The organism is Cupriavidus sp. GW822-FHT02D05 (assembly GCF_058802485.1).
This window is the reverse complement of the sequence record NZ_JBXAOE010000041.1, coordinates 26,481-40,266: the sequence shown is the minus strand read 5'-3', so window position 1 is coordinate 40,266 and position 13,786 is coordinate 26,481. Positions and strand designations below refer to the sequence as shown.

At 62.2% G+C, this 13,786-nt stretch carries 6 protein-coding genes; all 6 read right to left on the bottom strand.

Annotated features, from left to right (window positions below):
* Nucleotides 1-59: 59 nt before the first annotated feature.
* Nucleotides 60-8,825 carry a cadherin-like domain-containing protein gene (locus AC1RQK_RS36075; protein WP_492370954.1) on the bottom strand — a complete coding sequence of 2,922 codons (8,766 nt, stop codon included), beginning with the start codon at nucleotides 8,823-8,825 and terminating at the stop codon, nucleotides 60-62.
* 17 nt (nucleotides 8,826-8,842) lie between these two features.
* Nucleotides 8,843-10,438, bottom strand: coding sequence for a multicopper oxidase domain-containing protein (locus AC1RQK_RS36070; protein ID WP_492814172.1), 1,596 nt, complete (start codon nucleotides 10,436-10,438; stop codon nucleotides 8,843-8,845).
* A gap of 10 nt (nucleotides 10,439-10,448) precedes the next feature.
* Nucleotides 10,449-11,930 (bottom strand): multicopper oxidase domain-containing protein, encoded by a 1,482-nt coding sequence (locus AC1RQK_RS36065; RefSeq protein WP_492370956.1) that lies wholly within the window; start codon nucleotides 11,928-11,930, stop codon nucleotides 10,449-10,451.
* A 345-nt stretch (nucleotides 11,931-12,275) separates the two neighbouring features.
* Nucleotides 12,276-12,818, bottom strand: coding sequence for a type II secretion system protein (locus AC1RQK_RS36060; protein ID WP_492370966.1), 543 nt, complete (start codon nucleotides 12,816-12,818; stop codon nucleotides 12,276-12,278).
* A gap of 65 nt (nucleotides 12,819-12,883) precedes the next feature.
* Nucleotides 12,884-13,258, bottom strand: a complete 375-nt coding sequence (locus AC1RQK_RS36055) for a type IV pilin protein (protein WP_492814205.1) — start codon at nucleotides 13,256-13,258, stop codon at nucleotides 12,884-12,886.
* 8 nt (nucleotides 13,259-13,266) lie between these two features.
* Complete coding sequence (locus AC1RQK_RS36050; protein ID WP_492370957.1) at nucleotides 13,267-13,785, bottom strand: type II secretion system protein; 519 nt, start codon at nucleotides 13,783-13,785, stop codon at nucleotides 13,267-13,269.
* Nucleotide 13,786 lies beyond the last annotated feature (1 nt).

Here is a 13,786-nt window from a genome sequence, read left to right as displayed (position 1 = left end):
GCGACAAGTGCCGCGCCCCCTTCCCCCTTCGCGCCTCGACTTCGCGCTCCCACCCATTCCTAACGAACTGCCACCCCCTTCAAGGCCGACGTCTGCGTACCGGAACTATCGGTAATGCTGAGCGTGCCGTTCTGCGTGGAATTTGCTGCATCCCGGCCGGCAGGCCTGAACTGCACGGCGATGGCGCAGGTGCCGTTCGGAGCCAGGCTGGTGATCCTGCTGGCCCCGGTTGGGTTGACACTGCCACACGTCGTCTGCTGCGCAACAATGAAGAAGTTCGTGTTATCCACGGTGATCACCGGGTTCGCAATACCTGTCAGCGGTACGCTACCCGTGTTCTTTAGCGTGAAGACATGAACCGGCCCCGCATCGCCCCGCGCGACGCTGCCGAAGTCCTGGGTCGACAGCGTCAGGGTCGCGCTGGGCGAGGCGCCTGCCACGAACTCAACCGCTCCGATATCGAACTTGCCGCCTTGCGGCCGGACGGTACCGAAGAAGTCGTGATTCGGGGCACCCGCGTCGGTCGCGGTATTGATTGCCGGCGAACCCGACGTGATCGCGTAGTTGCCAAGTGGCACGTTGTAGCCCGGGCTGCCAGACGAGATGCTGGCGTTGAACAGGGAGAGCGGTCCGTAGGACATATTGATCCACTGATTGCCTTCATCCGGGGTCGCCGTCGGCATCAGGCCGAAGAGCGGGTTGGGCAAGACTGTATCCGAGATACCCGGCGGCACGGCGAATCCGACCCCTCCACCTTCCGGCGGAACCCGCGAGCCATTGCAGTACTGGCTGACAACAGCGGGGTTGGAACCCAGGTTGCTTGCCCCCTGGTAGTCGGCGGCGTCAGTCAGGATCGAGAATTGCGGGCTGAGCGTCAGGCCCGACTCATGCTTGCTCGGTCCGGAGTCGCCAAAGGCGCCGATGTCCCAGTAGATAGCCTTAGGGTCGCAATAGCCCGTCGTCTTCCCAGCTTGGTTCAGCGTCGGATTCAGCGTCACCACGTTCTGCAAGCCAGGGATCGACGGATTGAGGCCGCCCACCGTGATGTAGAACGAACGGTTCTGCCAGAACAGATTGTTGGCCATCACCGGGTTCGAGAACGTCGTGCAGGCAGAGGTTCCAACCGGGCAGGTGACCCCTGCATTGCTGAACGCTGCGATGAAGTTCGGCGTGTGCCGCGCCGTCTCGAGACCAGCCGGCTGGTAGGTCGACGTGGTGATCGGATCGCAAGTCGTTTCCGCGCCCACCGTGGTGCACTTCGTCGGCGGAGGTACATTGGACTGAGCGGCCGCGGGCGTGTTGAAGAGCACGCCTGCCGACGCCGTCGCGTCGTTGGAAACGATGGTGTTGTTGATGAAGTTGACGCCCACCGCATCCTGGATCGACACACCGCCCCCTGCCCACCCCGCGACGTTGTTCGCGATGATGTTGTTGGTGACGGAAACCCGGTACCACTTCGACGCGTCATTGGGACTGCGCTGTACATCGGTGCCGTTGATGCCCTGCAGCCGCAGACCACCGCCTTTACCGCTCTCCGCCGTGTTGCCGATCAGGAGATTGCCGTCGATCGTGAGGCCCGGGCCTGCGCCGTCGGACAGCTGCGGTGCGCAATCGACATCGACGGTCTGGTTCTCGCAGAAGGTGCCATCCGGCGGTACTCCCTGGGCGATGATGCCGCCCCCGTAGGTAGGTAGCGTCGGGTTGTTGCTCTGGTTGAAGAGCACCAGATTGTGCGAGATGTCGCCGTTATAACTGAAGCCGAAGTGGGCCACGCCGCCGCCGTCACCACTACTCATGTTGCCGCACACCCAGTTGTAGTTGAAGTGGTAGTTGTCGGCTCCCGAGCAGAAGGTCACGCCGCCGGCCGCCGATGGCGTGGTCGAATTGATTTCATCACCGTAGGAAGCGTTGGAGGTGACCGCGTTGTGATGCACATTCACGTTCATGTTGAAGCCGAACGGAATCTGCGTCACGCCGTCCGCACCGATGGTCCCGTCCGGTACCTCGACCTGGCCGATCGTGATGCCGCCCGTGAGCGTGCCGGCATTGCCGAAGACGCGGTTATTGGAGATCTCCATGTTGTGGTTCCAGCCGTGCAGGAAGATGCCACCGCCACCTTGCGAGCTGTTGGTGAAGGTGATGCCATCGATACGCGACGGATTGCAGAGGAAGTTGCTGGGATTGTTCGCGCAATCCGCGGCACTTGCCGTCAACGGCGTGCAGATGCCGTTCGCGGTGCAGTTCGGGTCGGGCTGTCCGTTGACGTCTTGCACGCCCTTCGCCAGAACTGTAATGGCCGCGCCTTCGTACGCGCCCATCAGCGTGGGCTCGATCAGAAGCTCGCCCAGGTTGCCGTTGAGCGTGCTGTCCCAGCCGAGGGTGGGCTCGAACGGTATTGGGTCGATCCGCCGCTGCATGGCCAGCGGATCGGTTGCCAGGCCCGTGGGACAGCTATAGGTGTTGGTCGGGTCGAACGGATTGGTCGGCGAGATCACCCCACCGTTGCGCGACATGCCAAACAGGCAGCTGACCTGCGCCCGCCACGGGTCCATCTTGCCAGACGGGTGCGTATTCGCGTTGACAGTCACCGAGGCAGCGCCAACGCCCTGCAGTCGGACCGGCTTCCACATCAGCAGCATCTCCTGGTAGACACCCGGGCCGACGATGATCAAGTCGCCGGGGACGGCCTTGTCGATCGCCGTCTGGATGGCGTTGCCGGTGGCGTTTTCGCCAGCGACGTAGGTCGGCGCCTTGCCGCCGATGCTGACGCTGACGGTGTCGACGGACTTCTTGCCATTGCCCGCGGTGATCACCAGTTCGCCATGGTCCGATGACAGCGCAGGCACCGTGACAGTGATCGACTGGTCGGTCCACGCCGTGATCTGCGCAGGCGTGCCGCCGATGGTTACGCTCGAAGGCACAGTGCAGGCGCCTCCGACGCTGGTACACCAGCTCCCGAAACCATAGTGGCGCGTGATGAACTTCTGATTGTAAGGGACCTTGCTCGCCCCTGGTCCACTATAGGCATGGTTGGTTACCTGCTGGTCGCCCAAGGCACTAATGGTCAAAGTGTGGCCCGCAGCGCTGACCCACGGACCGGCACCGCCGTTGCTGGCATCGCCTACGACCTTCGAGATCGCAGGCGTGGCATCCGGATACGCGCAGTCAGGCTGGTTATATCCATCCGCGAAGGCCTGCACCGGCACCACCGGCGTGTCCATGTACTGGGTCTGTCCTGGCATGAAGGGAATCTCGTAGCAGAACTGGCTGTACGCGGGGTTGTACATGGGATCCCTGATGGTCTGCCCGGGGTGCGCGGGATCCGGCATGTCCGGGTCGTTCATGCATGCGACCATCATGGTCGGCGCATAGCCGGTCGGATTCGGCGGATTGACTTCCCAGGTCGAATAGTTCAGGCCATTGAAGATGCCCCACTGGTCGGAGTACACACGGGCCACTTCGTTGCCGCCGAAATCCTTCATCGACACCGGCACGTTGGGTACGGCGAACTTCTCGCCGAATTGCGGCGAATACGGGTCGAATTCCGAAGAGAAGTCGTCCAGCATGAAGCCGGTGAAGTGCGCAGCGACGTGGGTTGAGCTGAATACCCAGAACTTCGCCAGCACCGTCATCTGATCGGTAAGCGTGACCTCCTTGCGGTCGCACAGGTGCCGCGACGCACCGGCGAACGGCGCCACCTCCTGCGAGCCCGGGAACAGGCTGATATAGTCGGGAACGATGCGCAGCGCACCGACGCAGGGCCAGAAGGTCTCGACGCTCCCGGTATCGCCCTCATGCCTGGGCGTGGATCCCAGATCCGTGGTCGGGTTCTGCGGATTGTTGGCGTTATAGGTGGCATTCACCGCCGCCTGGTCGGGCAGGATGAAGATACTGCCCAGGCCAGCGAACTGCTGGGTCACCGGCGCGATGTAGTTGTCGCCAATGAGGATGTTCTTGTCCTCCTCCTTCACCAGTTCGTAGCCCGGGGGCACAACCACCTCGACCACATACTTGCCGGGGGGCAGCATGGGCGTTCCGGCCTCAAAGACTCCGCCACCCGCGGGATTCGGCACGCAGATGCTGCAGTTGGTACCCATCGGCCTTCCGGTTTGCGGATTCCTGCCTTTCACGCTGGGGAATTGGTACATCCCATCGTAAGGCGCGGGCTGCAGCTGATTGAACATATGCATGCCGTCATAGCACTTGAACTGGGACTTTGCCGGCAAGGCAGTGTGCTTCGGATCGAGCCACTGGGTGCTGTTCTGCAGTGTGAAGAAGTACGGGTCGGTGGTTTCCTGGCCCGGACAGTTCATATTGGGCACGCCGTCGCTGCGGAAGCCCTGCGCCCAATCGTCCCAGCTGCTGGTCGTGGTGGTATCCACCAGGGTCAGGCTGGGCGTTCCATCCTTAGCAGTGCCCTCCTGATACAGGTTGACAGTCACGTTCGGCACGTTGGGCGTCCAGCTTGTGTGGATCAGCAGCGCGGGGTCGTCAAACGGCCGCGTGGAGGCATAGATCACCTCACCCTTGATGCCACCGTTCTCGTTTGCGGCGAACGGCGTCTTGCCGAACTCGATGAACGAGCTCTGGCCCGAGAAGCCTTGCCAGCCAAGGGTGGTCACCGACGGCGGATCGATCCGGCCGGTCGACGGGTTGGCGGCACTGTGGCCGGGGTGCAGGATCGAATAGCCAGTGCAATCCGCGTTGTCGCAGTACACCGCGCCGGGGACCCGTAGCTTGTCTGGCAGATGTGCAGTCGCGGATTCCGTTGTGTTGGCAAAATTCGCCGCAATGCTCGACTTACCGCCGCCAGGCGTGCCATCCGGCGGACCGCCGGCATCATAGACCACGTGCACACCCGTCTGCTTGAAACGGGTCGTATCGGCTTCCACCACATACCAGTTGAACAGCGGGAAGATCTCGTTGAACGCGGCGTAGCCGTTGAGGTCGGTATTGTTGAAATTGGAATAGCTGCCGTCGCGGAAGCGGATGTTGGTCGGCACCAGCGTGAGGCCAGGCTCGCCGTCCTGCGAGACGCCGTCACGGTTCAGATCGATGAATGATCTGGTATAGAGATTCGTGTGCCATTGCAGGACCGCGAGATCCCCGACATTGACGCTCCTCGCGTTAGGTCCAAGCTGTACCGCCGTGGCAAGGCCATCGACGATCTGATCGTTCCACTGGTCGAAGACCGTTAGCCTGAAAGTGCCATCGGGAATACCGGAAAAGCTGAACTCGCCTTTGTCGTTGCACTTGGTGAAGGCGATGTCCTCGCCGTCCGGATCCCCCAGGCTCACATAGCACTGCGTGAAAGCCAGGGAGTCGCGCGAGCCGCTGCCGTAGAGATGCTGGTTGGGCGGCCGGCTGTAGTGCAGGTTGGTGATTCTGCCATTGACCGCATTGGCGCACGAGGCTCCGGAACGGTCGCATAGGCCAGACTTCGCGGCATTGGTCCTGCGATCATTGATGATCTTCGCGTTGGCGAAGCCGACGGAGACGTGAAAGCCGGCCGGGCCAAACTCCTGGAAGTACGCCGGGCCGCCTACCTTGATGAAGGCATCATGGGCTTTCTGTCCATCGAGCGTATTCGTCTGGAGCCACTCCTCGCCCTTGGCAATTCTGTCGGCTGCCGGCGTTGCGACCACGCCGTATCTGCCGGGCATCAGATTGGCGATGATGGCCTGGCCGACCAGCGGGGACAGTGTCGTGCCATCGGATTCATATTTCGGACAGGTGGGAATCATGCCGACCAGTCCGTCTTTCGCCGACTTCGGCGTTGGCGAGATCGGGCACGCATTCAGGTGCGTGATCGGATCGATCATCCCCTGCAGCGAATTGGAAAGCGGCATGTTGAACATGTCGTACGTCATCTGTCCGGTCGGATCGCCCGTGCCACCGGCGTCGTCGAATAGCTTGATCTCGAAGCCTCCCAGTCCCGGCTCCCGGGACGTCCCGAAGCCCTCGGTGCCGCCGCTGACGTCGACTTCGCCGTTAAGCGGTGCATCATCCTCGAACACGAACACCGAGACCTTCGCCGTCGCCAGCGGCGTTTGTTGCAGCGGTATGTTGACCGTCTTCTGTGCAGGCGCGATCGGCGCGCCGCCCATGCCGTGGCCACAGGTTCCCGTTCCGGGGGCGAAATCCGCGACCGACGGGCAGTCCTTGGCAATACTGAAAGGCCTCTGCAACCCCTGGGGCTTGGCTGGATCGACCGGCTGGGGAGCGCCCGCGCCCGCAGCGAAGGGGTTGCCGGCATCGCCGGGCAAGATCGAAATGTAGTAGTGCTTGGCCGGGTCGAGCGCTACCTGGCTCGGGTCGACCGGGGCCTGCTGCGCGGAGTCCGTGCGACAGACGCCATTGCCAACATCGCACACGGCTGGCATGTGCGAATTGCTCGCTGGGTCGAAGACTGTCTGCCCCGCCTCGCAAGCAACCTGACCGACACAGCCCGCGGCAATGACAGGCATGTAGCTGGTATGGAAGCTGGTCCCCAGGCTCGGCACCGGCAGCGGCGGGCAATTGGCCGGCCGCGTGGCGGAGTTCACCTGGCATGCGAGGTCGATCTGGAAGGTGCGGTCTTCCTCGATGATCCAGCGGTAGTCGGTGATCTTGACCGGCGTTGCCCCCGGTCGCACGCTCGGCGCGTCAAATACGTTCACGACAAGGCCACTGCCGCCCTTGAACGTCACCGTCACCGTGGCAGCATTGCTCGATGTCTTCTGCGAATTCACCGCCTTGTACTTGAAGGTCACGCTAGCCGTCGTTGCGGGGCCCGGCGCAGCCGTGGGTATTGCCGTGAACGAGCCGTCCGCGTTCAGCATGACCGTGCCGCCCGTGGCGCTGCCGGCGACCAGCGCGGCAGTCAGCGGAAGCTGTGAAGGATCGCTATCGTTCGCCAGCACGCCGGGCGCGCCGATCTGCAACCGCGATGCAATGTTACTGAGGAAGCTGTCGCCGCCGGCTGTGGGCGCCCCTCCCTTGCAATTACCGGTACAGGCGGCCAGCGTCACCTTCGCCGTCAGCGCGGCGTTTCCGTTCGCCTGGTACGTGAAGCTGTCGGACGCAGTGCCAGTATTGGGCACGTAGGTAAACGTACCATCAGGATTCAAGGTGACCGTGCCGCCCGTGGGTGCTGTCAGCAGCTTGACGCCGTAGACGCCCACGTCGTTGGCGACCACGCCCTTGGCAGGGTCCGCCACCGTCAGGCTATTGCCCGAAACCAGGAAGTAGGAGTCGGGGTTGGCCTTCGCGGTCACCCCGCTGGCGGGCAGTGTGGCGCCATTGGCACCGATATATGCCATCATGCCGCCGTCGCGCTGATTGTTGGTGGATAGGCTCAGCTGGCGATCAAACACCGCCAGGGCTGCTGGCGCGGTCGCCGGAGCGACAGCCACGGGGGCATTGATCAGTACGTCATACGTCTTGCCTGCAGCCAGGAATACTTCATTCTGCACTCGCCGGGTCCCCGGGAGGAGATTGCCGTCCTCCGCTAGCAGCGACAGTCCCGAAACCACCTTGGGCGTACCCGAACTGTTGTCGGTTGTCAGCGCCCCTACGATGGACGGTACGTGCATGCGCAGACCAGCGTTGACGAAGCGCACCAGGACACTGCCGGTGGCGTTGGCAGGGTTCGTCGAGAATAGCGAAGTGGCGGTCTTGGTCCTGTCGAAAGCGATGCCATTGATAAGGTAGTAGCGCGGATCGTAGTTGACAGCAGGCGGATAGCACGCGGCTGCGCGGTCGCTGCAAATCACGCCAGTCAAGGTCAACGCCGCAACGACCTGCGCCCCGGTGCCGGTGGTACTCGTTACCGTAACGTCGGGAACGGCGTAATAGCCCGTCCCGGCACTGTCGACCGTGATACCAGTGATAGCGCCGGTGCCGTCCACGCTTGCGACATGAGCCGTCGCCGCTACCGAAGCGCCGCCACCGGAGAACGCGACGAAATCGCCAGCCTTGTAGCCAGTACCCGCGATGGGGTTGCCGGCGGAGTCGAGCGCCACCGAGATGGAACTGACAGAGTCCCTGAGGACGCGGGAGGAGGTTTCGCTGAAATTCGCGGTCGACACAGCCGTAGCCACGGCGGCATTTTGCGTGGCATCGATTTCACTGAGCAGCAGAGGAACGTCCGCGTTGTAGGTGACGCCCGGATAGGCGGTGCCCAGCGCGGGCACTACGGGAGCGGTGGTAACCACCAGCACGCCATAAAGACCCATCGGACCCTGGATGGACGGGTGGGTTCCCGATTCGATCAGGTAAGTACCGGGCTTGAGATTGCTCCATGTCAGCGCCGTTGGGCTTGCGCCTGTGGCCGTGGCCACTTCGGTTGCAAAGGACTGGACCCGGGGCCCCTGATTGGGCGGACTAAAGGTAGCGCCATTGCTATCCCCGGCGATCGGCCAGGTCACGGCCTGGACCGCATGGTTCGGGCTGGGCATTGTTGTTCGCGCCGCGCCCAAACCGCCGCCCAATTGACCCACGATCACCAGCGACGTGGGAATTCCCGAGGTGGCGCCCGGAGGCACCGGCAGATTATTGGTAAGGTTGATCGTCAGATTGCCAGGAGGGACGGTAATCACCACTGGCGTCCAGCTCGTCCCGGCATTCGGATTCAAGCCCTTGCAAGCGGCGGGCGCAGCGGCGCCGGTGCAGGTGTAGCCCCACATCGGCACAACTTGTCCGTCGGGCAGCGTGGTACTTGTCGCGCTCGCGGTCAGGTTGACACTCTGCGCGAACGACGCGCAGCTCGCCATCAATAGAATCGATGCAGCGAGGCCTGTCTTGACCAAGTCGAAGAGGCTCGCCTTGAACTGATTGGATCTCATCGCGTTTCCCCTGACCTCTAATTGGCTTCGTTGATCGTGAAGGCTTGTGGATCGACAAGCATCATCATCATCATCCCGCCCGGGAAGATATTGTTCGTGGTGATCTCACGCTCATTGTGCGAGTGCCACATGAAGGCGAACCCAGCTTCGCTCGTCGGAGGATTCGCGATCGTGCCCGAGGGCGGCGTAGTGCCCGTAGGCCCAACAGCGCGGACCGTCGCATCGGGCCCCAGATAGGGACTGCCGCCATACCAGGTACCGTTCGTCAGGATGTTCGCATCGGGTAGCGTTACAGGGCCGCCACTGCCGACCTGGCCGAACGGATGGGTCTCGAGGGCCTTGTTATGATCCTGGCACCACTCGTAGTAGTTCGGCGCCATCGGGTCTGCCGTGTAGTAACCGTTTGCGTCCGGGGTGCATACCACCGGCTTGCCGAGGTATGCAGGGAACGCCGGGTCGGTGTACAAGCCACCGTCGACATGGCCATACACGTCCCAGTTGAGACCTCGGCCCGTCCAGTAGAAGATGCCATCCATCGCCACGCCAGGTGTGGTCGTCGTAGTGAACAGCAGCGGCCCGGCAGGCGAGACATTGTCGGTCTGGCTGAGTATCAAATTGCCGTCGCGGGCCAGCACCCGCACATGATTGCCGTGCTCATGGAACGGATGCTGCCAGCGGCCGGTACCGATGATTCTCAGCAGCACGAGCTCTCCGGGGTGCATATGCGGATTGCCGTTGTACGGCTGGTGCGGATACTGCACGGCATAGTTCGGATCCATGTCGTCGGGCATGGAGCGGCCATTGATCATGAAATACGCTGGATGATAGGGTTCGGTCTCGACGGTCATGCAGCCGTTGGGCCGTGTGCACGCCTTCCCGGCCGGTGTCCCGACCTGCTGCTCCGCCTGGGAATGGATGCGGGGATCCATCTCGGCGAACTGAAACAGGTACTCGCGGTCGTAGCACGACGCGCTGTTGGTGTAGGCTGCCGCCGCGTTGCGGAAGTCGGTCTGTCCGTCCGGCAGCGTGCTGCCGACGGCCCGGCAGCCAGCAGGTATGGTGGTCGGCAAGACAATGATGGCCCCATACAGTCCCATCTCTATCTGCAGGTCGCCCTGCGTGCCGCTGTAGTAACCATGGGTACCCTCCGTCGTTGCGACGAAGCTATAGGTGACCGACCCGCCGTGCGCGGCCTCCCCGGTGAGCAGGCCTGGCACGCCGTTTGACGTGGTGACCTGAAACCCGGGGAAGAGAATCGAGGTATTGCCGGCGGCCGCCGGCAGGTTGTTCCTGAGCGTCACCGTCACGGTATCGCCCTTTCTGACGATCAGCGTCGGGCCCGGTATCTGCATGCTAGGACAGGTCGCACCGGGGATGGCCGCAGGGGAAAAGCCGGCCGGCGCAGTGCCGCCGGCACGGCAGCCGTAGCCCCAGGAGTAGATGCTGGATCCATCCGGCTGGCTAATACGCGCCGCCTCGGCAGTCAGATCGAAACTCGTCCCCGTAATGCCTGGCGCCGCGGCGTATACCGGCACGCAGAACAGCACGGCAACGATAGCGCAGGCAAGCCGCGCGAAAGTCGCAATCCACGGGTTGCTGGTAGAGTGGCCCACGGCGCTTCTCCTAATTGCAGGACTTGGTAGTCGGGTCCACCACATTGCAGATGTGGACCTCGGTCATCAAGCCACCGAAGTTCTCGGCGTCATTCGAAAGGTGATCCAGATTCGGCGTGTACAGGTAATACGTCGATCCCACCGGGTACAGGTTCTTGTTGCTTGCGTCCAGGATCACATCGATCGATTCACCGCCCCCCAGTGTGATCGAGTTCGTGTCGTAGGCCAGATTGTTGCCCGTCATATCGCGCAACAATCGCGCGTTGACACCGACGACATGCATCGGTATGCCGAGTGAAGCCAGCGTCTGGAACTCGCTGACGTCGAGATCCGAGATCCTTAGTAACGCCTTTCCACCGAGTGGAATGTTGATAACGGTCGGCAGCGGCTGCGAGAAATGCGCTGTGCCATCCGCCACCTGTGTACTCATGGCCCCCTGCGCTACCGTGTCCGGATAGCTCCGTCCGTTCAAAAGGAAGTACTTGTCCTTCATGTCGGTAAATGGCTCCGGGTTGAAGGTCATGCCGACGAAGTGGAAATTCGGATCGAAACCATGGATCTGGATCGGGTACTCGACGTCGTAGGCAGTGGTGCCATCGCCGTCGTTGTAGGCGTACAGCGTCGGTGAGTTACTCTTGTTGGGCTGGTGGGTAGCACCATTGTCCACGCGCGGCAGCGGCGTCGAGCACAGAATGTCGCCGCCGCACTTCGTGCGCGGATCGCTCTGCTGGGCTTGCAACGCGGTGTACAGCGAACCGTTCAAAGGGACCCGGTTCTGGCGTGGCCGCACATAGATCTGACCCACCATGCCCATCTGGAGATGCTCCGGCGGGGTGATGTGGCAGTGCCAGAAGTAGGTTCCCGCGTCCGGCGCCAGGTAGTAGTAAGTGAAGCTGCCGCCGATGTTGATGGCGACGGAGGCATCCGGCACACCGTCGTAGAACGAGGATGCATTCGGGTAGCCGTGGAAGTGCACAGTGTGCTGCTCGAACAGGTCCGGGCGCATGATCATTCCGACGTTCGTCAGGGTCAGGAAGAATTCGTCGTCCTCGTCGATCGCCATGGTAGGGGCCGGCATGTTGCCGTTCATGACGCCGACATCCATGATCGCCCGCGCATCGACGTGTCCCGTGATGGCGCCACCGGCATTCGGATCCGGGACAAGGCCGATCGCGCCATTCGGATCTTCTGGCGTGCGAAACACGGACGCCTTCTGCGTTCCCGGGAGGCCGTTCTTGATATCAGTGAGGCCCGATAGTGGACCGAAGGCAAACAAGTAGGTCTGCGTGCCATCGCCCATCGTTGCGTAGCCGTCACCACCGGAGATCTGCTGACACTTGATTCCATCGCTGATCACACCTGTGGCCGACTTTGGATGAAGCGGCGTTTCTTCAGGACATTGAACCCGGAATGACTGGGCTGCCGCAGGTAGAGCGAAGAGAAGCAAAACCAGCGCCGACAGGCCGCCGCGATATATGCGAGTACTAAACATATAACCTCCTTCCTGCGGGTCAGCCAGCGCAATTCCCGTAGGACATCAATTCCCACGCCTGCGGCAACGACACCCGTCCTTGCCGGTCATCACTGATCAATGCAAAGCGCGCCACCAGCGCCGGGATAAGCAAACTCCCTGGGCCTGTAAAATCCCTGGCCCTGGTCCCCGGCCCGATGAACGAAGTAGCGCAACGCCCCTTCAACCGTCTCGTTTCGGGGACGCCCATTCTGCGGTTCTCTCCCCACGCTTGTATTGTGGATAACGCCGATGCAGGTTTGCATGGGTCAACACCCTACTGATGCGGTAGGGCAATCCATCGAAGGTTTCCCTGCGCCGGCGATATCATCTGGACCGTCCGTTTGGACTAAATGGAGAGGCGTTGTTCACGCCTGTGCGCCGGGCAGCTGCGTCGGCTTGTCCGATCGAATCCTGCGTACTCGGAATAGCACTACTCGCGCGGCTTCGGCGACCTGGCGGCAGATAAAGGAACTGCCACTCGCCATAGGTTTTCGCGTTGGCGAAATCCGCATAGCGCCGGGGGAAATTCGCGTGTTTGATCGCGGGCGCCGTGGACTTGCTATACACACCGTAGATACGGTCGCCGTCGCGGAGAAACAGCCAGTCGTTCTTCCCGGTGATCGGGTCCGGGTAAGCACGCCGCAGATGGTGTAGCGGCACCGGAAAGCGCTTGTCTTCCAGCAGGTCGTCGACCGATGCCGGCAGAGTCCGGCCCGCCTGGTAGTAACGCTGGATCGCCAGCCTGTACTGGTTGCCGACAAACAGCAACTCCTCTTCCTGCAGCCGCTGCCGCTGCAGCGCCCAGACGTCGAGCGCGCCCAGCAATGCCACGGAAACAAGGATCAGGGCGATCAGCAGCGTCAGCAGGACCAGGCCATGGGCGCCGTCGCCCTGGCGATGCCGCCTTGAACGACGCACACAGCGAAGGCGGTTCATTTTTCCGGCACCACGGCAGCGGCCGGCACCGCCGGCGCGACGTCATAGACGCCGGCCTTGTCCGTATCCGGCGACGCGATGACCGTCCAGCTGGTGCCACCCGTGACCGGATCTTCCGGGACCCTGCGCAGATAGTGCTTTAGCACCAGTTCGTCGAGATTCTCCGGATACTGGCCATTGTCACCGAAGTACTTATCGATCGCATCCCGCATTACGGCAAGGTTCTGCCGCTGCACCTGCTCCTTGCCACGATCGATGCTGCGAAGGTAGCGCGGTAGCGCAATGGTCAGCAGCAAGCCGATGATCGCCATCACGACCATCAGTTCGATCAAGGTAAACCCATGGAGCCTGCGGCTGCGAGCGGGTTTCATCATGGGCCTCACCAATCTTTGTAGGGAATGCCGTTGAGACCAAGGCGGTCAGTCTTGGATGACACGTCAAACACGTCATTGCCGCCTTGCGGGCCGCTCGCCACACTGCCGTAGGCACGCGAGTTCCAGGTGTCCTCCGCCGGCGTGGAGGCGTCACCGTTGAAGAACGGATCGCGCGGCACGCTGCGCAGGAACATCAGCAGCCCGGCCTTCGGATCCTTCGCGTCTTTGACGCCGGTCACCAGCACGGTCAGTGTCGGCGGATAGCCGGAAGCACCGACTTCTCTTTCTATCGACCCGTAGTCACTGGCGTCCTTGTAGGCGTCCAGCGCGGTACGGATCTGCCGCAACGCAAGCCTTAGCTCCTGCTCCTTTTCACGCTGCACCATCAATTCGGAAAATGGCAGGATCGCCAGCGCGACAATGCCGACAAGTGCCAGCGTTACCACCAGCTCCATCAAGGTGAAACCGCGGCCATGAAGGAGCGGACGGCCGCGGCAACGTGCAGACTGGGCCTGGAGCGTCATG